This window comes from Mycolicibacterium llatzerense (assembly GCF_000878195.1).
Lineage (GTDB): Bacteria > Actinomycetota > Actinomycetes > Mycobacteriales > Mycobacteriaceae > Mycobacterium > Mycobacterium llatzerense.
On the sequence record NZ_JXST01000028.1, the window covers coordinates 25112 to 46979 of the forward strand.

Here is a 21868-nt window from a genome sequence, read left to right on the forward strand (position 1 = left end):
AGGGTGCTCATAACGCAGGGATGAATTCTGCGAGCGCCAGGATCATCGATACCACCAACGCGAGTCCGATCAATCCGCCCGCGGGAATCATGGCTCCGCACACGATGATCCAGACCGCAAGTCTGGGCCATTCAAAAGGCTGGTTGCCCACCACACCACCGAGGCGAGCCCGCAGCAGGTGGTAGGCCGCCCAGACGGCCGCCCCGGCCGTGGCCGCCGCGATGATCCGCATGCCGACCGGTGTAGCGGCCAGGGCGATACCTCCCATGATCGCCGTGGCCACCACCCGCGCCCACGTCACCGTTCGAAACTGAACCGTCCGCGTGAGTGGTCGACTGCGATCGGGCTCACCGCGGTACCTCGGCAGCCGCCCGTCGATACCCAGCAGGCGCCAGATCCATCGCGCCCACACCGTCCGCAGGCCGAGGTCTTCGGCAACACGTCGGACGTCCGCGGCCGATTCGGCCATCATTCGCCGCGAGTGATCGCCGCGCCAGTAAGCGGCTTTGAAGACTTGCCGCGGAATCCGGAACTGCCGGGCGAACGTACGCGGCGGAGTGATCATCTCGCCGATCAGCCATCGCAGGTAGATCGGAAACGCCACGGCGTACAACCCACGACGGAACGATCCGACGGCCGCGATCCGCTGCGCCAGATAGTGGCTGGCGAATGCGATGTGCCGAGCTTCTTCCGCGAGGTGAATGGCGGTAACTCTGTTCAGCAGCGCGGGCACCGCGGTGGCGCCACGATGCTGCAGCGTCTGCTGGAAATGCAGGGGCTGCTCCCCGCAGAGCACTCCGATGAACAAGAAGATGTCGGCGTAGCCACCGATGAAGCCCAGGATCGGCCCGAAGAACCGCGAGCCTCGTCGCATTCCAGGAACGTCGGCACCGGTGCGGTTGACGAACTCCTGGAACATCTGGATGTGGTGGCATTCTTCGGTCAGCTCGTGCAGTAGATAGCGGAACACCGCCGAACCGTTCGGCAAGGTGCCGGCGTGGTGAATCACCCCACGAATCAGCATCATTTCGAACTGCAACGTCACCTTCAGGATGTTCGCGGTCAGCCAGCGACCCATCGCGATGCGCTGCTCGAGCGGCTGCTGCGCATACCACTCGGTCGCCGCGAGCGGGGCGATGTCGGGATCGAGCTGCCACCGCCGATCATCGTCCGCCACGGCGTTTTCCGGTGCATCCCAGTCGATGTCGACGAAGGGATCGAAACGCCGGCGCGTACTGGCGCCGGCGAGTGCCGTCGCGATGTCGGCGTTCAGCTCGACCAGACTGTCCGTGGTCGCATGTGGCCTGCGCCACTCTGTGGGGGTGACTGAGGTGAATTCCACGGCCATGAGGTGACCTCCGTTGGTATCGAAGGGAACTGGGTGCCGCCGAGCCTGCGGCCAGGCGTTTGCATGGCGGTGTCGGCAGCGTTGCGACGGCGGCGATTCGCCTGGGAAGCGTTGTCCCAGTGCGGGATATGTCACCGACACTGGTGCGAAACGCCGCAGAAACAGGAGAGTTCCTATACTCGGCGATGCTCGTCTCCAACGAACCGTTGCCGCTGCGGGGCTTGGGCCCTCGGACACGTCTCGGCGGGTTGGACAGCGGCGCGTTGGGTCCCGCCGATGTTGCGGCACAATCCGTTTCGGCGATGGCGCCGTGCGGCGCCGCGACCGCGATTCCGGTACTCGTTGCCGCACAGGGCGGTCCGGTCGTCGCGAGCATGGCTATTGCATTCGGAATCACCCTGGTTGTGTCATGGCTCGTACGGGGATTCGCCCGGCGCGTGCCCGCTGCGGGCTCCCTCTATACCTGTGCTGCCATTGGTGTCGGGCCGATGTCCGGATTCATCACCGCCGGCGCACTGTTGCTCGGCTACCTGGGCATCGGGATGTTCGCCGTCACCGAATCCGCGTCGTTCGCCTTACGCTTGGCGTCCGCCGCCGGGATGGCGGCACACGGCTGGTTCGTCGCGGTCGGCGCGCTCGGATTTGCGGTGGCCAGTGGGCTGGTACTGGTTCGCGGAATCCGGTTGTCGGCGCGGGTCTCGCTGGTGACCGAAGCTGTGGCCGTACTGCTCGTGGTGGCGGTGTCGGTGTGGCTGCTCTGTCACGGTGACGGACGCCTATTGCAAGATTCCGTGCTGGCTACGGTCCCCGATCTCGGCCGCCTGGCCGGTGGCATCGCTGTGGCGATGACGGCGTTCGTCGGTTTTGAGAGCGCGACAGTGCTGTCGGTCGAGACGCGCGCTCCGCTTCGCACGGTGCCGGCGGCCGTCCGCGGCTCGCTGTTGGTGGGCGGATTCGTTGTGCTGCTTGCGACCCTGGCGCAGGCGGAATCGCTCAGCGGCGCGACGACGCGTTCGTGGTTCGAGACACTGGCGGCCGATCCCGGTGGCCAGATGCTGGTACCGGCGGTGTATCTCGCGGCCACTCTGTCGTTCTTTGCCTGCGCGCTGGCGTCGACAACTGCGGCGGCGCGCGTCTTGTTGTCACTGGCCCGCGAAGGCGTGCTCCCAGCAGCCCTCGGCCACACCGATCTGCGGAGCAAGGCGCCCACGGTTGGGATCGCGGTATGCACGGCAGCCGTCTTCGGGCTGCCGTTCGCAGTCAGCGCCGTCGGGGCCGACCCGACAGCGGTGTGTGGATCATTGGTGGCCGGCGCGGTCTGTGGCTACCTGATGGCATATGCCGCGCTGGCCGGCGCGATGCCGCTGATGCTGCGCCGCCTGGGCGAGCCCAGTCGCGCGGTCTGGGTTCTCGGTCCTGCCTGCGCATTGGTACTCACCGCCGTGGCGGCCGGATTCTGGGGACTGACGGTCGCGGGGCCTTCGTGGTCTGGATCGGCAGTGTCGGCGGCCTGGATGCTGCTGTGGGCCGCCCTGGGATGCTGGTTACGCCACCGCCGACCGGATGCCTTTGCATCGATTGGCGCGCACTCGGGAACCGTGAGGTCCTCGATCTGGCGCGGATACTTGCGGCGCTCGCCATGACGCGAGCGTTACGGCCGGATGCCGGGTCCCGCTCCGCGCTCGCTGCCCTGGCCATCATCGAAGAGGTAGCGGCCGCGGGACCGGGCATCACGGCGCTGGAAATCACTCATCGGCTGCGGATGTCGCGGTCGGCCGCGTACCGCCTGCTCGGAGTCTTGGTAGAGACCGAGTACCTCGTCCGCACACCCGATTTGGGCGGATTCGCTCTGGGACGCCGGATCGATCGATTGGTCGGCATCCCGTCGACACCCGCAGACCGAGTCCGCGAAGCGGTGGACGCCGTGCGCGCCGAAGCCAGGTTCGGGATACACCTCGTACTGCATCGGCCCCTGGCTCCTGCTCCGCAACCGGCACTGGAGCTGTTCGACATCGATCCAGATTTCCCGCTGTCTGATCCTGAGCGGATTGTCGCCGAGCCGGATTGCTCGGCCATCGGCCGCATCATCGCCGCAGACGCGCGAGGCGAACGCCCGGCGTTCGCCTCGCAGTCCGGACTGATGGTGCCGGGCCACGGTTGCCTGGCCGTCCCGATCCGTGGTCAGGACTGCAGTCTCGTTGCCGTGCTGGCCGCCTCCGCACCCATCCACAGGGTGGCGGACTCGGACACGTTGGTGTCCTTCCTGACTCCCCACGCTCAGGCGCTGGCAGCGGCATGCACCGCATACGCGCCGGCCCGCCGTCCGGAATACACGCAGTCGGCCAGCGACAGTCCGCTGACATAGGAGTTGGCGCAGATGCCGATGGCAGTGCGTCCCGCGGCAAACAGGCCGTCGATCGGTTGTCCCGCTGGAGTTTTCACGGCACCGGTTTCCTCATCGACGATGAGGCCTCCGAGGGTGAACATGGGGCATGGATTGATCAGGCTGCGTTTGATCGAGATCGCGATGAGCGAGTAGGGCCCTTGCTCGATGGGATGGACGAAATCGGCCGGCTTGCCCATCGGGTCAGGGTCGCCCGACGCCGCGGCCTCGTTGTGCTCAGTGACTGTTTGGCGCAGTCCTGCCGGGTCGACGCCCGCCTTGATCGCGACGGCTTCGAGGGTGTCGGCCTCCACGCGATCGGTCCGTAGCATCGCCTCCATCTGGAGGCGCTGAAACCAAATCGCTTGCTGCGGCAGCTGTTTGCGTGCCTGGTCGAGCAATGCCCGGTCCGTGAGGACCCATCCCCGCCCGTCGTGGTGTTGCACCATCGCATTGCCGATGGCGGCGCCGTAACGAGTTTCGTCGATGAACCGCTGCCCGCGTTCATCGACGACGAGCCCGCCGAGCATCGCGCTTGGTGGAGTGATGAATCGCCACGCGGACACGTTGTCCAGCCGATCAACCGCCGCGCCGACGTCGATGGCCAACTGCATGCCGCTGCCGTCATCGGCACTGGTTCCGAGCTGAAGACCGTCGCGATACGCCGGAGCATGTTGCTCGATCAATTCTCGATTGGCGATATAGCCACCGGCACAGAGGATTACGCCCTTGCGGGCATGAACGTCGATCGTCTGGGCGTATCGGCGCTCCAGGGCCGACAAACGACGCTCCAGCGTCGCGCGCAGCGGCGGATAGTAGATGCCCGGTTTCACTGCCAGCGCCGCGTATGCCGCATAGCGTCGCTTCACCCACGCCGGTGCGTGCGCGAGCGTGCTGGTGCGCACACCCACGACTCGACCGGTGGAATCCGTCAGAAGCGACTCGGCGCGGGTATGGAACATCGTGCGCACCCCGGCACGGCTCGCCGACTCAGCCAGCGGCTGGTAGATCTTCTTGCCGGACGCACCAGGCCCTTTGGCCCGGTGACCGCGTTGCACCGGCGGAGTGAGCGCACGGAAGTGCCCGGAGTTCTCGCTGCCCGAGTAGTACAGGTAGTACTTGTTGTTGGGGTACGACGTCTTGTAGGGACACACAGATGCCTCGAACGGCACACCGTGTTCGGTGAGCCAGTCGATCATCGCGGGACTGCCATCGACGAACCGGCGCAGCGTTTCCGGCCGTACCGAGTCGCCGACCTCGGCGCGCAGATACGTGTACATCGCATCAGCGTTGTCGTCGATACCGGCTTCGCGTTGCACCCACGTTCCCCCGCCGGCGTAGATGATCCCGCCCGACACCTGCGTGGCGCCGCCCCCGTTGAATCGGTCGATGGCGAGGACATCTGCCCCCTGAGCTCGCGCTTCCAGCGCGGCGCACACACCGGCAGCTCCGTAGCCGACCACAACCACATCCGCCGTGACGCCGCTCATGGTGTTCCCTTCCGCCCAGGTCTAGTACTCGCAGTTTAGACTCTGAGTACAACATATCAGTTTGGATGTGGATTCCATGGCCTCGGGATTCAGTGGGCCTGCTGCTCGTACACTTCGATTCGTGGTTGAACAATCGGGACGGGCAGTCCCCGCGGCGGTAGCGAGCAAGCTCTATGCCGCAGCCGACCTGATCGCCACCAAGGGCCTGGAAAACACGAAGATCGAAGAGATCGCGGCCGCATCCGGTGTCCCGAAAGCCACGCTGTACTACTACTTCACCGGCAAGGACGACATCCTCGGTTTTCTGCTGCGGGATTCGCTCGGCGACCTGGCCCGCGATGTTGCCGCTGCCGCCGATTCGGCCGGCAGCGGCAAGGAGAGACTCGTCGCCGTCATCACCGCGCAGGTCGCGCACACGATGAACCGACCGGGCACCAGCACGGCGCTGGTGGGTGACCTAGGCCGCGCGATCAGACTTCCCGAGCTCGCCTCGGCCGTCCAACAGGCGTTCTACGAACCCATCGCACGAGTGCTCGAGGCCGGCGCCGCGGACGGCACCCTGAAGCGTGTCGCAGATCCGAGCACCGCCGCGATCAGCATCTTTGGCGCGGTCATGATGACCGCGCTGTTGCACAACGTCGTCAGCTCAGGAAAGACCAAACACAACGTTACCGGCGAAGTCATCGACTTCGTCTTGAACGGCGTCGCGCCCGCGGGCTAGCTGCCCCGATCGGCGGCCGCAGTACGCCGCGGACATCGTGCCGTGGGCGGCGCTCGGTACCTACCCCGGGCGCAGGAAGCCCCCTGGCGATCTCCGACCACAGCACGATCCCAGCGGGCCCCTCGCGTGCATAGGCTGTCGAACACATAGTGCGACAACCTATTTCGCGCACGTGAGCGAGAAGGTCCATAGTGAACACTCCGGCATCGATCCGCGCCCATACCCTGCGAGCAGCGGCGGTCGCCGCAGCAATGAGCGCAGCCCTGACCAGCACCGGGGCTTCGGCGTCCGCTTCGCCAGCCCATCGAATGCTCCTGCTTCCCAACATGCACACGTGCGATTTTCAGCTTGTGACAACGCAATTGGGCCGTCCGGGAGCCAAGCTCTTCGCGGAGATCACCTCTGACGGATACACCACGGTCGCCCACATCGACATGACCAACGGTGCCGACAACGGGCAGTACGTGGTGCGGGTCATCCCGGCACCGCACACCGGGCTGGGATGCATGCCGGGCGACCGCGGCATCACCACGGGTACGCTCGCCGCCGATGCCTTCGGCAACGGCAGCATCACGCTGCAAGCGCCCATACCGACCGGTACCACCGGCGTGTGGCTGGCAGTGGATCTACCGTCCCCGCATTCGCAGATCCCCCAGGAGTTCTTCAGCAGCAACTACATCGCGCCGGTCTGACCACTACGAATTCGTCCGCGTAATAACAACTTTCATGGTGGGTTCCGCTAGCACGTCGATGGCATCGGCCCAGGCTGCGTGCGTGGTGGTGACGAGTGTCGGGTCGAACTGCCGGTCTGCGACCAGCGCCAGCACCTCGGGAATCGCCGGCCGGACATGCGCACGTCCGGCATGCAGGGTGCAGCAGCGCGAGTACATCGCGAACATCGGGATCTGCGGATCCTGAAGGTACACAGAGGTACTGGTGCACACGCCATCGGCAGCGGTGCTGTTCAGCGCACAACGCAGCCCGGCTTCGGTGCTGCTGGAATCAACCGTGATGGCGAAGCTGCCGACCTTTCGGTCCGGCACGCGGTCGATGACCGACGCGCCGTATTTTTCCGCGATGGACAGCCGCTGCGGATCGGTGTCGACGTAGGTCACCGCGGCAGCCCCGGCCGCCAGCGCCAGTCCTACCGCATACAGTCCGATCGAGTGCGGCCCACCATCGCCGCCCACCACCAGCACCTCCGCACCCGGTTCGTTGGCGAGCTGGGGCCCGACGGCCCGCCAGGCGTCCGGGATGTTGTCACTGGCGCTGGCGATGACCGCCGGGTCGACGCCCGCAGGTACGGGGACCAGCATGGCGTCGGCGTGCGGGATCCGCACCCGGTCGGCCAGCAGACCGCCCCATTGCAGGCCACCCATCTGTCCAAGGCCGAACGTCGACATCCGCGGGTGGCTCGCACAGTTCCCGGTGCGGCCCCGGAGGCAGGGTTCGCAAGTGCCGCAGGAGATTTGGAACGGAACGACCACCAGGTCGCCGATCGACACCGAGCGCACGTCCTCGCCGATCTCGATGACTTCCGCGACACCTTCGTGCCCCAACGGATACGGACCGGGCAAAGGATAGGTCCCACGCAAGACGAGCGTGTCGAGGTCACAGGTTGCAACAGCCACGGGGCGCACGATGGCCTGTCCGGGGCCGGTGAGTACCGGCGCGGCGACTTCGTCCCAACGCAACGAGCCGGTACCGAGCAACGTCAGCGACTGCATAATCGACATAGGACGAGTGTCTTAGTATGACGGTTGTCTTGTCAAGATATTCTTCTCCGATGCCCCGCATCTCCGACTCGCGCGACCGAATCGTCCGGTCGGCCGCAGCACTGTTCCGGCGCCAGGGTTTTGCCGCCACGGGATGGCGGCAGGTCATCGCGGAAAGCGAAGCGCCGTGGGGGTCGCAGGCCCACCACTTCCCCGGCGGCAAGGAGCAATTGGCCGTCGACGCATTGACCGGCGCAGCCGAGGAATACGAACAGATGTTGCGCTACGCGATGTCGCAGCACGGGCCGGCCGACGCCGTTCTCATGTGGACCAAGGTGGGCGCGCGCGAACTCGAACGCAGCGGATGGGCGGACGGCTGCCCGATCGCCACGGTTGCCCTCGAAGAGGCCGCGCAGTCCGAAGCGATCGGCACCGTGTGCCATCACGCCTTCACCAGCTGGCGAACGGTGATTGCCGAAGCCCTGACCGCTGCGGGGCTGGCGGAGGACGACGCCGCCGATTTGGCCCTGGCCGTCCTGGCCGGCATCGAGGGCGGTCTGCTACTGACCCGAGCAGCCCGCGACGGCGACGTACTGATCACGGTGGGTCAGCAGTTGGCCGGGCTCATCGAGACACGTATTGCCGCCATAGCCGGCTAACGACCGCCACTGGGTCGCACGGCCGGCGTCCTCAAGACAACCCGCTGCGCGGTGACGCGCCTATCCCCTTGACCAGCAGTACGACAGCATCAGACCCAGCCCGCCGATCTACCGAGATTTCCTGATACTCCGGCGAATTCGCCCATTCGTGGAACAGCTGCTCGTCGGGGAACGACATCAGCACCACCTTCTGACGGTCCCAGTCGCCTTCGATGACTGCCGGCGCCTCGTCCGCGGCAAGGACGGTTCCCGAATATTTCGCGAAAACGCCCAGGAAGCGGTTCTGATACCTGTCGTAGGCAGACCGATCCGTAAAACGAAGTTGCGCAATGGCATACACCGTCATGCGGTCACACTACCCGGCCCGGGATCGCGATAGTGCGCCGTCAGATTCCCGTCCAGGCGCTGGCGATCCGCTTGCCGATGTCGACGACCTTCGCCTGCTGCGCTTCGGGTGCTTCGATCCGGCGGCCAACCTGCTTGGCGATGACCCGTTTGATCTCCGAGTCGACGTCGGCCACGATCCGCAGGAGTTCGCCCCGCAGCGTCTGGGACGTGACGTTGACCGTGATGTCCTTCCGCTCCGGTTTCGGAATATCGATGATCAGCAGCAGTGGCTCGGCAGCGCGGGCGGTGGCGATCAACGCGATCTCGCCGGTCACCATGAATCGGGAGCGGTCGACGCGTAGGTCGATCAGGAGGTCGATATCGAGCGGGATGCGAACGTCGAACGCGATCATGTCGCCGTCCCTGCGAGTCACCTGGGGCTGTTCGATGCTGACGCGCGCAGTAACCCGAGCGATGCCCGCCGGCCCGGCCGGAAACGGACCCAATTCGAAGGTATCGCCGGCCATCGTGCCGAAACCGTCGGCAACTCGGTCGGCGGTCACGGCGACCTCGAAGAATTTGCGGCCGAATTCCTCATAGGTCGCAAAGTCGTGCGTGGACATACGCATCAGACTCGCACGTCCGGGCGGTGTGTTTCTCGTGGTTTGCCAAAGCTGCCCGACGGGAGGCGACTCCCGCACCTGGCAGCCAGCCCTTGACTTTCCTACTTGGAAACTGAAGGATCGACTTTCCAAGCGGGAAAGTGAGGACGAAGCCATGGAGCACATCACGCCGGCGGACGCGCGCGCCGCGCTCGACTCAGTGGATCACGCCAGGGCGAAAGTCGTCGACGAAGTAGGTCTCCCCCGGTGGTACTGGTGGCTCCTGGCTGCCGCATGGGTTGTTCTCGGGATCGTCGGTGACGTCGGCCCGCAGTGGCTCGCCGTCGGCGCGACAGTGGGGTTCGGGGTCATTCATTCCACGATTGCGTCCCGCCGACTCAGTGGTCGCCGGCGCACCGAACGGCTGCAGGTCAGCGCCGATACCGTCAGCCCCCGGATCCCGATGGTGGTGATCGGCATGCTGTTCGCTCTGGTCGCCATCACGATCGCCACGGGATTCGCACTGGATGCCGACGGCGTCCGCCATCCCGGCATCGCAGCTGCAGTGTTCGTCGCTGTCATCGTCGGCCTGGGCGGACCCGAGATCTTGCGGGTTCTCCGCCGCTGGGTCCACGCATGACGGCACCGCGATTCGATGAACTGATTCACCCGAGCACTCGCCTGTCCTTGGCGGCCACGTTGGCCGCCGCGGATTGGGTCGACTTCGCGTATCTCAAAGACGCTCTGTCGCTATCGGATTCGGCCTTGTCGAAGCAGCTGTCAGTCCTTGAGCAGGCCGGTTACGTCACCACCGAACGCCGTTTGGACGGCAGCCGCCACAAGGTGCACGCAAGCTTGACCGAGGCCGGCCGCGTCGCGTTTGACGGCCACGTTGCGGCATTGCGGGCCATCGTCGAAGGTCCGCAACATGCAGGGGTTTCGCGAGGCGCTGCGAAAGCCGGCCGATAGTGCCGACCCTGCGGAGCTAGTCGACGGTGTGCACGATCAAGATGTCGATCTTGGCTTTGCGTGCAACGTCGGCTGGCACCGAACCCAACAGTCGTCCTGCCGTCGAGTTCAGTCCGACATCGCCGACGACGATCAGGTCAGCGGCGACGTCTTGCGCCAACGTGGTGAGCGCCTCGACGGGCGCACCGATCACAGACCGTTCGTCGATGTCTTGGGCGCCCGCACCACGCGCTAGCTCGCCGGCTTCGTGGAGGATCTCGTAAACGTGCGCGTCGCCGTGCACCCGGTAGCCGCCATCACGTCCCAGCGCATCCTCTGCCCGACGATCACTTGCTTTCTCCGGTGCGGCCGGCCGTGCCCAACTGCCCTTTTCGACTTCGTGGAAATGAGCCGTCGCGATGACCAGCTTCGCGCCCTGCTGCGCCGCGAACTTGGCGGCATGCTCGACCGCTTTCATCGACGAGTCTGAGCCGTCAGTTCCAACCAGGACTGTCCGGTAGCTGCCCATCGCTGTCTCCTTACGGGGGTGACGTCGTGAAGACCTTAGCGCCGACGGATCAGTTGACGTGGGTATTTGGCGTGCATTGCGGGTGTGCTCCCCCAGCGGATCCCCCAATTGGTGGACATCGATCTCCTCCCCCGTATCAGCCGGTCGCCGGACAGACTCGCGGCCCGATGAACGCGACGCTGTAGGTATCGCGGAACCGCGACGTCACCGACTCGTCCCGGAAGGACATCACCATGACCGCCATGGCCCTCGACACCATCGAACCGGAGCCGGTCGACCGCCCGGACGCCGAAAGGTCCGCTGCCAAACGGCGCGCGATCATCCGGACGACCCTCGAGGTGGGCACGCCGTTGGTCGTGTTCTATGGGCTGCGCGCCACCGGGCAGTCGGAGTACTTCGCACTCTTGGCCGCCACGATCGTCGCCGGCATCCCGGTGGGGTACGGGCTCGTGAAGGCGCGTCAACTCGACCCGTACTCCGGCTACCTCATGTTGATGTTCGGGCTGACCCTGGCGGTCGCGCTGGTGACCACCGACCCCCGGCTGGTGTTGGCCGGACAGACGCTCGTCGGCGGCGCGGCGGCCGCGGTGTTCCTGGCGAGCTGCCTGGTCGGCAAGCCCATGACACAGTTCCTCGCCGCCCGATTCATGCCCGCGGCCACTGAGCACACACCGGCCGTCGCGCTACACGCGTTGCACATCCGGCTCAGTGCAGTGGTCGGCGTCGGTCTCGTGATTCAGGTGGCCATCCTGCTCGGCATCATCTTCACGTTCCCCTTCGACGTCGCGAACGGCTTGGTCAACGTCGTCGGGTCCATCGTCGTCCTGGCGATCGGAGCGGTGGTGGCAGTCATGGTCCGCCGCTTCAAGCAGACGCTCAACGCCTGAGCTACCGCCGCAACAGACCCTGCGCCGCTTCGGCGCAGGGTCTGAGCCGAGCTCGACTGCAAGGTCTACTGGACGGGCGGCATCGACTCGTCGCCCCGGGAAGTGGCCGGCGCGGACCCCGATTCGTTCCACAAACTCTCCACCGGCTACGCACGGGACAAGTCCCATGCCTATTACCGCGGGGCGCAGATCGCCGGCGCGGACGTCGCCACTTTCGACTGGCTGAACTACGGCTGGGCCAAGGACCGCAATCACGTCTGGGCCGGCACCCAACCTCTGAGCAGCGACCCCGAGCACTTCGGGATGATCAACAGCGATCTGGCGAAGGATGGTGCGGCCGTGTTCTGCAAAGACAGGGAGATTTCGGACGACCCGGCGCACTTCGAGATCGTGCGCTTCTCCCCCGACGACCGAAACTTGGACTACACCAAGGACATTCGGACGGTTTTCTATCGGTGTGCGGCCATCCCCGGGGCGAACGCGGCGACTTTCCGTCGGCTCAACGACAGCGTCTTCAACTACGCGGCCGACGATCAGCGGGCCTACTACCAAGACCGGGCGATCGCCGGCGCCGATCCACGCACGTTCCGGGTGCTGTACGACACCGCCAATGAAGGCTGCGCCGCCGACGCACAGCATGCGTACCGCTGGGACACCGTCATCCCCGATGTGAATCCGCGTGACTTCCCACCCGGCAAGCCGGTGACCGGATGCGACGCGACGCAGGTTACGTTCGGGCCATGACGGGCGCCAAGAACAAGCTGGGTATCGCGGCAGTATGTGTCCTGGCGCTGGCGGCCCTGGCCGTGATCGCCGTGAAGACACATGGTTTCGGTCTCGTGGGGCCGGCGCCGCGCCAGGCCCAGGACGTGGCGCGGGACAGGTGCGAAGCCGATGTGCGTAAGCAATTGGCAGCACCCGGGTCAGCCAAGCTCTCAGGTGTGCGCGCGGTGGCCGGCGCACTGGAGGCGGACGGACGGGACATGTTCGCGCTCATGACCGACGAACCGCTCAAAGGCGTTGACCACGCGCGCATCACCGTGTGGAACGTGTCAGGAACCGTTGACGCCCAAGTCGAAGCCGGCGGCACGATTCATGATCCCTTCACGTGCCGTGCCTACTTCGTCGACGGCAATCTGGCCGACACGTTGGTCCTGTTCGACCACGCGCACTAGATAACTGATTCACCGCGGCGGTGGGATGTCGTTTTCGCCGGTCTCGCGGGCGGCTTCGCGGGCTGCGTGGCGTCGGTCGGCGGCTTCTTGGCCGGCCGCTATCGCTTGGAGGTCGGCTTCGTTGAGGGCGCGTTCGTAGGCGACGCGCTGGGCTTGGTTCTGGGCGCGGGTGCGGCGCCGGCTGGGCATCATGATGCCGCGGCCGGGTACCGGTGGGGTGTCGAGATCGGTGACGTTCGACGGTGGCTCGTCCGGCAGCGGTGTATCAACCTGCTTGTGGGGGAACAGGATTCGGCTTCCGGGCACGCTGGTGTAGGTGTGCCCGGTAGGTGCGGTCCACACGATGGTCCCGTCGGGCTGTTGCCGGTCCCGCCATCCGTCGGGTCCGCTGTAGAAGGTTTTGAGTAGGTGGTGTTTTCGGCATTTCGGGCTGAGGTTGCCCGGATGGGTGAGCCCGGCGGGCCACGGAACCGTGTGGTCGACATCGCAGGCGGTCGCAGGCTGATCGCAGCCGGGGAACATGCACGTCATCGCCCGCATCCGCACGAATTCATCGATCGCGGCAGACGGCCGGTACCGGGGCACTCCGCCCAGATCAGTCGCCGAGGCCACGGTGCGGACTTTGGCGCCGCGGGCCACCAGATCGGCCAACTGCGCTGGAGGTATCACCGGGCCGCCGACCACATAGCCGACAGGGGTGCGCACCGGAGCCGGGACTCGGACAGGTGCCGACGCGGGGGCGGGAGCTGGCACGGGCGCGGCGTCAGGGGTGGTTTCATCCACCAACTCTGGCTCGCGAGCTCGGATTTCGGCCGACGCAGCTGGATGCGGCGCAGGTGTGGGCCCGGGCTGCGGTGCGGGTGGGGTCAGGGGTGCGGCCGGGTCCCCGCTGAGCAGCGGATCCGCCACCGGCGCGGGTAGCGCATCGGTGAGGACGTGGATCACCACCGCGGTGGCGCGGGCATCGGGCCCGGCAGCTGGGCACTCGGCGTCGCCGCATTGGCACGCCAACCGATCCCCACGCGCGGCCAGCACACCCAGCGCGTCAGCACGGCTCTGCCCGAACGTGCGCGGATCGTTGTCGCATACCTGCCGGGCCATCTCGGTCAGTACCCGATCCAGCAGTTCGGCATCAGTCGCGAGCAGGGCACCCCAGATGGAGGCGACCCCGGTGTCGTCATCGGGTTTGCCGACCCCGACCCCACGGCGACGCGCGGCGGACCGCACTTTGAGGACCGCGGCCGGGTCGAATTTGTGCACCCAGCCGTCGATCTTCTTCTCGATCTTCTTGCGCGACAGCCCCGCCCACTCTTTCAGTGCCCCTGCCAAAGCGACATCGAGCACCGCCAGGGTGTTGGCATCCTCAACCAGACGGGTGCGCCAACAGATCGTGCCCACCGTCCGCGCCGATACCTCGCCGTCGGCGAACACCGCCGCCACCCGCGGGAGCCGGTCGCACAGTGCGATGGCTATCGACATCTGTCCGGACGCTTCCTTGCGGCCGATCCCCAGGGCGGCACCGACCTCCGCGCAGGCTGCGTCCCAGCCATCGCAGGCCCACCACTGCCGATCACCCTGATTGTCGACCCGCAGTGCCACCAGATCGGCGATGGCAGCGAATTTCCCGGACTCGGCGATCGCCGATACCCGTGCGAAGTGGACCATGGAGTCGACTGCGGAGACATCGTGCACGAGGACTCCCGTGCCGCCGATACCTTCGCGTTCGAACATGTGTTCGAGTCTACCTGTCGATCGGGCGTGCCGCAATGGAATTCACCGATCAGTGCTACCGCTCAATTGGGCGCGCGAACATGTCAGGCAAGATGCCTCAGGTGACGTACCGTTCGCCGACCTTGTCCGATCTCGTCAGCACGCTGCTGGTGGATCAGACCGATGACCACCACTTCGTGGCTACCCAACTCGACAACCCCGGCCACCACATCGCCGGCGGCCATCTCGCCGGTCAGGTGCTGGTGGCGGCGAGCCGGACTGCACCGGGACGTAGCGCGCACAGCCTGCACGTCTACTACCTGCGTGCCGGTGACGCCCGGTATCCGGTCGAGGTCCAGGTCGATGCCGCGCGCGATGGCGGCACGCTCGCGACGCGCCGCATCACCGCCCGTCAGAATGGGGAGATCCTGCTGGAGGCGTTGGCGTCGTTCAGCGCCCCGGTTGACGCGCTCGACTATCAGGCGACCATTCCTGATGTGCCGGAACCGCTTTCGGTACCGACCATGGCCGAACAGCTCGCCGACTACGCCGAAGAATCAGGTGGCTTCTGGGTCCGCGACCAACCGTTCGAGCTGCGGTACATCGATCCGCACCCGCGGTTGGCGAAGGACTCGTCGGACCCGGCGCCGCATCTGCGGATGTGGTGGCGCCCAACGGACACCATCCCCGATGATCCGGCGTTGCACGCCGGGCTGCTCGCGTACCTGACCGGAACCACCATGCTGGAGGCGGCGATGATCCCGCGTGGTGCGTTGCCGGCTCACACTTTCTCCGCGCTGATCGACCACGCGCTGTGGTTCCACCGGCCAGTGGATCTGAGCGACTGGGTGCTGTCCGACCAGACCTCGCCGAGTGGCATCGGCGGCCGTGGCCTGGCCAGCGGGACGATGTACAACCGTGCCGGGCAGTTGGTGTGCGTGGCCACGCAGGAGCTGTATTTCGGTCGTGGCTAACAATCTTGGGCCTGAAGCGGTCCCGCTCACCGGGCGAAACACGCGGCTGTTTCGTCACCATTAGCAAGCCCGTTGCGGTGGCTGCCGCTAACATCGGTGCCGGTAAAGCACATTTTTCACGGTATCCCCGGCGAACTTGTGTGGTGAAACCGCACCATCGGCCGCGCTTCAGCGGCTACTGTCTGCGGTGACGCCGGACAGTACGCCGGATACTCAAACCTGCATAACGGGAGGCCATTGATGAGCGGCTACCAGACCGTGGTCGTCGGTACGGACGGATCGGATTCGTCATTGCGTGCTGTGGAGCGCGCCGCCCAGATCGCCGCGGGGGCCAATGCGAAGTTGGTCGTGGCAACCGCCTACTTCCCGCACGCCGATGATCAGCGTGCGGCCGACGTCCTGAAGGACGAGGGGTACAAGGTGCACGGCGACGCGCCGATCTACGCGATCCTGCGTGAGGCTCGTGACCGCGCCGAGGCAGCCGGTGCCACTCAGGTGGAAGAGAAGGCCATCGTCGGCGCTCCCGTCGACGCGCTGGTCGAGCTGGCTGAGGGTTCCAACGCCGACCTGCTGGTCGTCGGCAACGTCGGTCTGAGCACCATTGCCGGCCGTCTGCTGGGCTCGGTGCCGGCGAACGTGGCTCGTCGCGCCAAGGTCGACGTGCTGATCGTCCACACCTCGTAAGGTTCGGATTTCCCTGAGGCCCCCGGCGTACTGCCGGGGGCCTCAGGATTTTTCGTGCCCGTAAAGTTTCGAGCCATGGCCCGAAGAAGTCTCGTCCTTGCGTCGTGGGTGACGCTCTCACTGGCCGCGTCACTGGTCGCCGGCTGCGGTGCGAACGATCGGACCGCCGCGCCCGCGACGACCTCCGGGCTGGCGTCCGAGACCGCATCGACGATCCCGTCCGTCGGCCCGCCGGACCCCAACGTGGCGCGCAATCCCGCCGTGGCTGCGGCGCAGGGGAGTGTGGTGCGGGTGCACGGTATCGCCCACAGTTGCCGAAAGCGGTTGGAGGGCACCGGGTTTGTCGTGGCGCCCAAGCGGGTCATGTCCACAGCCCATGGTGTTGCCGGGACCGACGAGATCTCGGTCGAGGTCGGCGGCACCAAGTACGACGGTCACGTGGTTTCGTTCGACCCCAACATGGACATCTCGATCCTCGCCGTTCCGGACCTGCCGACGGCTCCATTGATGTTCTCCGAGGCGCCCGCCGTCAGCGGTGCCGACGCGGCGGCGCTCGGGTTTCCGCACGGGGGTGCGTACGAGGCCAAACCGGTCCGGGTCCGTGAGGTCATCAAGCTGCAGGGGCCTGACATCTTTCGCACCGGCACGGTGACGCGCGAGGTGTATGCCATCAGAGGTGGTGTGCAGCAAGGAAATTCAGGTGGCCCGCTGGTCGACCTGGACGGTCGCGTGCGTGGTGTGGTCTTCGGCGCAGCACAGGACGACCCCGACACGAGTTTCGCGTTGACCGCGAAGGAAGTTGCCCCCCAGCTGGCGCTGGTGGGTAACACCGAACCCGTCCCGACGGGCCATTGCGTGGGCTGACGTAGCCCTTACCAGCCGCGCGTCCGCCATTCTTCGAGGTGCGGCCGCTCGGTGCCGAGTGTGGTGTCGTCGCCGTGCCCGGGGTAGATGACCGTGGAGTCGGGGTAGACGTCGAAGACCTTGCGGGTGACGTCGCCGAGCAGTCGCTCGAAGTCGCCTTCCTGCCAGGTCTTGCCGACGCCGCCCGGAAACAGGCAGTCGCCGGTGAAGAGGTGTGTGACGTCACCGTCGGCTCCGCGGAGCGCCAGCGCGACCGAACCTTCGGTGTGACCCTGCAGGTGGATGACATCGAGGGTCAGGTCGCCGATCGTGATGGTGTCGCCGTCGGCCAGAATCCGGTCGGGCTTGACGGGCAGTGGCTCGGCGTCCAGGGCATGCGCCGCGGTGGGTGCGCCTGTGGCTTCCGCCACTTCGGCCAGTGCCTGCCAGTGGTCGAAGTGCTGGTGGCTGGTGACGATGAGCTCGACGTTCGGCGTTTGCGACCTGATCAGCTCGACGAGCGCCGCACCGTCGTTCGCGGCGTCGATGAGCAGCGTCTTTCCGGTCGCGGAACAAGTGATGAGGTACGCGTTGTTGTCCATCGGCCCGACCGATGCCTTGACGATCGTCGCGGCGGGCAGCGTGCGACGTGCCGCGGTGCCCGCATCGACGTGGCCGGTGTAGGTGTCATTGACGACTGTCATGACGCCACCGTATCGGGCTTGTCGGTGGGGGCACATAGCATGGCGCTGTGGTGTCTGGACTGCCCAGACATTCAGGTGAAGGGATACGTGTGTCGGACCGTCTGATCGTCAAAGGTGCGCGCGAGCACAACCTGCGGGGAATCGACCTTGACCTGCCAAGAGACTCGCTGATCGTGTTCACGGGCCTGTCCGGATCGGGCAAGAGCTCGCTGGCGTTCGACACCATCTTCGCCGAGGGGCAGCGCCGCTACGTCGAGTCGCTGTCGGCCTACGCCCGCCAGTTCCTGGGCCAGATGGACAAGCCCGACGTGGACTTCATCGAAGGCCTCTCGCCCGCGGTGTCCATCGACCAGAAGTCGACCAACCGCAACCCGCGCTCGACCGTCGGCACCATCACCGAGGTCTACGACTACCTGCGTCTGCTCTACGCGCGCGCAGGCACTCCGCATTGCCCGGTGTGTGGTGAGCGCATCGCTCGGCAGACGCCGCAGCAGATCGTCGACCAGGTGCTCGCCATGGACGAGGGCATCCGGTTCCAGGTGCTCGCGCCCGTGGTCCGGACCCGCAAGGGTGAGTTCGTCGACCTCTTCGACAAGCTCAACGGCCAGGGTTACAGCCGCGTGCGGGTCGACGGCGTCGTGCACTCGCTGACCGATCCGCCGAAGCTCAAGAAGCAGGAGAAGCACGACATCGAGGTGGTCGTCGACCGTCTCACGGTCAAGGCCAGCTCCAAGCAGCGGCTCACCGATTCGGTGGAAACCGCGCTGGGCCTCGCCGACGGCATCGTCGTGCTGGAGTTCGTCGACCGCGACGACAATCATCCGCAGCGCGAGCAGCGTTTCTCGGAGAAGCTGGCCTGCCCCAATGCGCACCCGCTGGCCGTCGATGACCTTGAGCCGCGGTCGTTCTCGTTCAACTCCCCGTACGGCGCCTGCCCTGAGTGCACCGGCCTGGGCATCAAGAAGGAAGTCGACCCCGAGCTCGTCGTGCCGGACCCGGAGCTGACGCTCGCCGAGGGTGCCGTCGCGCCGTGGTCCATGGGGCACAACGCCGACTACTTCACCCGCATGATGGCGGGGCTCGGCGAAGAGCTGGGCTTCGACATCGACACCCCGTGGAAGAAGCTTCCGGCCAAGGCGCGCAAGGCGATTCTGGAAGGCTCCGACCACCAGGTGCACGTCCGGTACAAGAACCGGTACGGCCGCACCCGCTCCTACTACGCCGATTTCGAGGGCGTGTTGGCGTTCCTGCAGCGCCGGATGGAGCAGACCGAATCCGAGCAGATGAAGGAACGCTACGAGGGCTTCATGCGGGACATCCCCTGCCCCGAGTGCGCCGGCACCCGCCTCAAGCCGGAGATCCTGGCCGTCACCCTGTCCGCGGATGACGACGCGAAATCCATTGCGCAGGTGTGTGATCTGTCCATCTCGGACTGCTCGACGTTCCTCAACGCGCTGACTCTCGGCTCGCGCGAGCAGGCCATCGCCGGCCAGGTGCTCAAAGAGGTGCAGTCGCGGCTCGGGTTCCTGCTCGACGTCGGTCTCGACTACCTGACGCTGTCGCGGGCCGCGGGCACGCTGTCCGGCGGTGAGGCACAACGTATTCGGCTGGCCACCCAGATCGGTTCGGGTCTGGTCGGCGTGCTCTACGTACTCGATGAACCCTCCATCGGGTTGCACCAGCGGGACAACCGCAGGCTCATCGACACCCTGGTCCGGCTGCGCGACCTCGGCAACACGCTGATCGTCGTCGAGCACGACCTCGACACCATCGCACACGCCGACTGGGTCGTCGACATCGGTCCCGCTGCCGGTGAGCACGGCGGCCAGATCGTGCACAGCGGCACCTACAAGGAACTGCTGAAGAACCCCAATTCGATTACCGGTGCCTATCTTTCGGGCCGGGAGCAGATCGAGGTTCCGGCCATCCGGCGGCCCGTCGACCGCAAGCGGCAGGTCACCGTGGTCGGGGCGCGCGAACACAACCTCAAAGAGGTCGACGTCGCGTTCCCGCTCGGGGTGCTGACGTCGGTCACCGGAGTCTCCGGCTCGGGTAAGTCGACGTTGGTCAACGACATCCTGGCGACCGTCATGGCCAACAAGCTCAACGGCGCCCGTCAGGTGCCGGGCCGGCACACCCGGATCAACGGTCTCGACCAGCTGGACAAGCTGGTGCGGGTCGATCAGTCACCGATCGGCCGTACGCCGCGGTCCAACCCGGCGACCTACACCGGCGTGTTCGACAAGATCCGCACACTGTTCGCGGCGACGACCGAGGCCAAGGTCCGCGGCTACCAGCCCGGCCGCTTCTCGTTCAACGTGAAAGGTGGCCGCTGCGAAGCCTGTTCAGGTGACGGCACCATCAAGATCGAGATGAACTTCCTGCCGGACGTGTACGTGCCGTGCGAGGTGTGCCAAGGTGCCCGCTACAACCGGGAAACCCTGGAGGTGCATTACAAGGGCAAGACCATCTCCGAGGTACTCGACATGCCCATCGAGGAGGCCACCGAGTTCTTCGAGCCCATCAGCTCGATTCACCGGTACCTCAAGACGCTCGTCGACGTCGGCCTGGGCTACGTCCGGCTGGGCCAGCCGGCCCCGACTCTGTCCGGTGGTGAGGCCCAGCGGGTGAAGCTGGCCGCCGAACTGCAGAAGCGGTCCACCGGGCGCACCGTCTATATCCTCGACGAGCCGACCACCGGCCTGCATTTCGAGGACATCCGCAAGCTGCTCAAGGTGATCAACGGTCTGGTTGACAAGGGCAACACGGTCATCGTGATCGAGCACAACCTCGACGTCATCAAGACCTCGGACTGGATCGTGGACATGGGTCCCAACGGCGGCGCAGGCGGCGGCACCGTGGTGGTGTCCGGCACACCGGAGGACGTCGCGGCGAGCCCCGACAGCTACACCGGGCAGTTCCTCGCGGAGCTGTTGCCGACCGTCGTGCCGGATCCGCCGAAGACCAGGCGGCGCAAGGTGAGTGTCTAGGTTCAGCGAGACAGGGCCTGGCTGAGTGGCGACGGGAACCGCGGCTTGACCCGCACCCCGTCGAGCCAGTCCGTCAGCTCGGAAGCCTTGCGTTGCAGCACCTTCCGAGCTGACGCCCCGACCTCGTCGACGTACTCCAGCTGTACCCGGCCGTCCGCGTCCTGACCCCAGGCGCCGACGACGCGGCTGTCCCACCACACCGTGGGGCCGGCATTGCCGGAGCGGTCGAACAGCTGCCCGGCGTGCGGACCCAGGTACCAGGACCGGGCCTGCCAGCCCATGACGGTCGGGTCCAACCCGGGCAATAGCGCGCCCCAGGGCGGGACCGGGGGAGCGGCGTCGAGATCGTCGGGCAGGACGAACCCAGCGTCATCGCAGTCTTCCAACCCGACTTCGACGGCCTCGATCGACCGCAGCCCCTCGCGCGCCCACGTCAGGGTCTGCCCGAACCACCACTTCACATCGGTGGCGGTGGCCGGGCCGAAAGTCCGCAGCCAGGCGCGCAGCAGCGCCGCGCGGGCATCGTCGGCGGGCAGAGCGGCGGCAGGTTCGGGCAGCCAGTGTGCTGCCGCTGCCCACCGTGGCCGCGACGTCGTCCAGGTGCCGTCGTTGGGTTCGCGCAGCAGATGTCCCTGCGCGGACAACACGGTCAGTACCCGCGGGGCGACGGGAGTGCTTCCGCCCCAGGTCTTTCCGGGCGCGGGGTCCCAGTCGCCGGCCAATTCCGGCAGCGTGGTCCGGAGCGTGGCGGTGTTGGCGAAAGCACCCGAGGACAGGTGGCCGCGGACGGCGGCCGACGCACGCTCCAGCCAGGCCTCGCCGTCGGCCGCGATGCCGGACTTCTCGACGTCACCGATCAGCCGTTTGCGCTCGGTCGCGGCCACGCGATCGCTGGCCGCGGCCTGGACCGCGGGCAGGTCGTCGGTGTGCACCACCCACAGCGTCCGGCGCATGGCCATGTGCTTGACCAGCTGCCGGTCCCGATACAGCGCACTGTCGAGATCAGTGACGGTGAAACCGGGCAGCCGCGCCCACAGCGACAGGTACGGCGTGGCGGGGTCGGTGCCGTGCAGGCCCACCAGCGACCGGGTCACCTCGTTGTGACTCGATGCCGCACCGCTCAGGAAATGACGTTGCGCCAAGCGATTGCGGCGCTCGGCGACGGTGAAGGTGCGCAAG

At 66.4% G+C, this 21868-nt stretch carries 23 protein-coding genes; 14 read left to right on the plus strand and 9 right to left on the minus strand.

Going from position 1 to position 21868, the window contains the following annotated elements; all coding sequences use genetic code 11:
* Nucleotides 1-7 precede the first annotated feature (7 nt).
* Nucleotides 8-1348, minus strand: a complete 1341-nt coding sequence (locus TL10_RS19125) for an AurF N-oxygenase family protein (RefSeq protein WP_081936696.1) — start codon at nt 1346-1348, stop codon at nt 8-10.
* 185 nt (nt 1349-1533) lie between these two features.
* On the opposite strand from TL10_RS19125, the gene TL10_RS19130 reads away from it, so the two are divergent.
* Both TL10_RS19130 and TL10_RS19135 read left to right on the plus strand, forming a co-directional pair.
* Nucleotides 1534-2991: an APC family permease gene (locus TL10_RS19130; RefSeq protein WP_157850378.1), complete on the plus strand. Its 1458-nt coding sequence runs from the start codon at nt 1534-1536 to the stop codon at nt 2989-2991.
* Complete coding sequence (locus tag TL10_RS19135) at nt 2988-3713, plus strand: helix-turn-helix domain-containing protein (RefSeq protein ID WP_043396216.1); 726 nt, start codon at nt 2988-2990, stop codon at nt 3711-3713. The genes TL10_RS19130 and TL10_RS19135 overlap by 4 nt, the downstream gene beginning before the upstream one ends.
* Here the strand turns inward: TL10_RS19135 and TL10_RS19140 are convergent.
* The gene (locus TL10_RS19140; protein ID WP_043986857.1) at nt 3626-5221 is read right to left on the minus strand and encodes an FAD-binding protein; all 1596 of its coding nucleotides are present in this window, start codon (nt 5219-5221) and stop codon (nt 3626-3628) included. The two genes, TL10_RS19135 and TL10_RS19140, sit on opposite strands and share 88 nt — an antisense overlap.
* 121 nt (nt 5222-5342) lie before the next feature.
* Between TL10_RS19140 and TL10_RS19145 the strand changes: the two genes are divergently transcribed.
* Nucleotides 5343-5942 (plus strand): TetR/AcrR family transcriptional regulator, encoded by a 600-nt coding sequence (locus TL10_RS19145; RefSeq protein WP_043986858.1) that lies wholly within the window; start codon nt 5343-5345, stop codon nt 5940-5942.
* A 350-nt stretch (nt 5943-6292) separates the two neighbouring features.
* Complete coding sequence (locus tag TL10_RS29720) at nt 6293-6634, plus strand: hypothetical protein (RefSeq protein ID WP_234711482.1); 342 nt, start codon at nt 6293-6295, stop codon at nt 6632-6634.
* Nucleotides 6635-6637: 3 nt separating this feature from the next.
* Here the strand turns inward: TL10_RS29720 and TL10_RS19155 are convergent, their stop codons facing one another.
* Nucleotides 6638-7678, minus strand: a complete 1041-nt coding sequence (locus TL10_RS19155) for a zinc-dependent alcohol dehydrogenase (RefSeq protein ID WP_082068003.1) — start codon at nt 7676-7678, stop codon at nt 6638-6640.
* A gap of 50 nt (nt 7679-7728) precedes the next feature.
* On the opposite strand from TL10_RS19155, the gene TL10_RS19160 reads away from it, so the two are divergent.
* On the plus strand, nt 7729-8316 hold the full coding sequence (locus tag TL10_RS19160; protein WP_043986860.1) for a TetR/AcrR family transcriptional regulator: 588 nt from the start codon (nt 7729-7731) through the stop codon (nt 8314-8316).
* 31 nt (nt 8317-8347) lie between these two features.
* Here the strand turns inward: TL10_RS19160 and TL10_RS19165 are convergent, their stop codons facing one another.
* Nucleotides 8348-8662 carry a DUF1330 domain-containing protein gene (locus TL10_RS19165; protein ID WP_043986861.1) on the minus strand — a complete coding sequence of 105 codons (315 nt, stop codon included), beginning with the start codon at nt 8660-8662 and terminating at the stop codon, nt 8348-8350.
* A gap of 40 nt (nt 8663-8702) precedes the next feature.
* On the minus strand, nt 8703-9266 hold the full coding sequence (locus TL10_RS19170) for a hypothetical protein (protein WP_043396235.1): 564 nt from the start codon (nt 9264-9266) through the stop codon (nt 8703-8705).
* Between the two features lie 154 nt (nt 9267-9420).
* On the opposite strand from TL10_RS19170, the gene TL10_RS19175 reads away from it, so the two are divergent.
* Both TL10_RS19175 and TL10_RS19180 read left to right on the plus strand, forming a co-directional pair.
* A complete protein-coding gene (locus TL10_RS19175) occupies nt 9421-9885 on the plus strand; it encodes a hypothetical protein (protein WP_043986862.1) in 465 nt (154 codons plus the stop codon).
* A complete protein-coding gene (locus TL10_RS19180; RefSeq protein ID WP_043986863.1) occupies nt 9882-10214 on the plus strand; it encodes a transcriptional regulator in 333 nt (110 codons plus the stop codon). Before TL10_RS19175 ends, TL10_RS19180 begins: the two co-directional genes overlap by 4 nt.
* 16 nt (nt 10215-10230) lie before the next feature.
* Here TL10_RS19180 and TL10_RS19185 read toward each other — a convergent pair whose 3' ends face one another.
* Nucleotides 10231-10722: a universal stress protein gene (locus TL10_RS19185; protein ID WP_043396244.1), complete on the minus strand. Its 492-nt coding sequence runs from the start codon at nt 10720-10722 to the stop codon at nt 10231-10233.
* 233 nt (nt 10723-10955) lie between these two features.
* Between TL10_RS19185 and TL10_RS19190 the strand changes: the two genes are divergently transcribed.
* The 3 genes from TL10_RS19190 (at nt 10956) to TL10_RS19200 (ending at nt 12784) form a co-directional block, all read left to right on the plus strand.
* Nucleotides 10956-11609 (plus strand): VC0807 family protein, encoded by a 654-nt coding sequence (locus TL10_RS19190; RefSeq protein WP_131630769.1) that lies wholly within the window; start codon nt 10956-10958, stop codon nt 11607-11609.
* Nucleotides 11610-11711: 102 nt separating this feature from the next.
* Entirely contained in the window at nt 11712-12353 is a 642-nt protein-coding gene (locus TL10_RS19195) for a DKNYY domain-containing protein (RefSeq protein ID WP_043986864.1), read from the plus strand.
* Nucleotides 12350-12784 (plus strand): hypothetical protein, encoded by a 435-nt coding sequence (locus TL10_RS19200; RefSeq protein ID WP_043986865.1) that lies wholly within the window; start codon nt 12350-12352, stop codon nt 12782-12784. Before TL10_RS19195 ends, TL10_RS19200 begins: the two co-directional genes overlap by 4 nt.
* Before the next feature lie 9 nt (nt 12785-12793).
* On the opposite strand, the gene TL10_RS19205 is transcribed toward TL10_RS19200, so the two are convergent.
* On the minus strand, nt 12794-14515 hold the full coding sequence (locus TL10_RS19205) for an HNH endonuclease signature motif containing protein (protein ID WP_052506466.1): 1722 nt from the start codon (nt 14513-14515) through the stop codon (nt 12794-12796).
* A gap of 92 nt (nt 14516-14607) precedes the next feature.
* Here TL10_RS19205 and TL10_RS19210 point away from each other — a divergent pair, with 92 nt between their 5' ends.
* The 3 genes from TL10_RS19210 (at nt 14608) to TL10_RS19220 (ending at nt 17016) form a co-directional block, all read left to right on the plus strand.
* Nucleotides 14608-15468, plus strand: coding sequence for an acyl-CoA thioesterase (locus tag TL10_RS19210; RefSeq protein WP_043986918.1), 861 nt, complete (start codon nt 14608-14610; stop codon nt 15466-15468).
* A gap of 240 nt (nt 15469-15708) precedes the next feature.
* Entirely contained in the window at nt 15709-16152 is a 444-nt protein-coding gene (locus TL10_RS19215) for a universal stress protein (RefSeq protein WP_043399432.1), read from the plus strand.
* 75 nt (nt 16153-16227) lie between these two features.
* The gene (locus tag TL10_RS19220) at nt 16228-17016 is read left to right on the plus strand and encodes a MarP family serine protease (protein WP_276525129.1); all 789 of its coding nucleotides are present in this window, start codon (nt 16228-16230) and stop codon (nt 17014-17016) included.
* A gap of 8 nt (nt 17017-17024) precedes the next feature.
* Here the strand turns inward: TL10_RS19220 and TL10_RS19225 are convergent, their stop codons facing one another.
* On the minus strand, nt 17025-17699 hold the full coding sequence (locus TL10_RS19225) for an MBL fold metallo-hydrolase (RefSeq protein WP_043986866.1): 675 nt from the start codon (nt 17697-17699) through the stop codon (nt 17025-17027).
* Between the two features lie 89 nt (nt 17700-17788).
* Between TL10_RS19225 and uvrA the strand changes: the two genes are divergently transcribed.
* Nucleotides 17789-20689, plus strand: a complete 2901-nt coding sequence (uvrA, locus tag TL10_RS19230; RefSeq protein ID WP_043986867.1) for an excinuclease ABC subunit UvrA — start codon at nt 17789-17791, stop codon at nt 20687-20689.
* A gap of 2 nt (nt 20690-20691) precedes the next feature.
* Here the strand turns inward: uvrA and TL10_RS19235 are convergent, their stop codons facing one another.
* On the minus strand, nt 20692-21867 hold the full coding sequence (locus TL10_RS19235; RefSeq protein WP_043986868.1) for a winged helix DNA-binding domain-containing protein: 1176 nt from the start codon (nt 21865-21867) through the stop codon (nt 20692-20694).
* Nucleotide 21868: the final 1 nt, after the last annotated feature.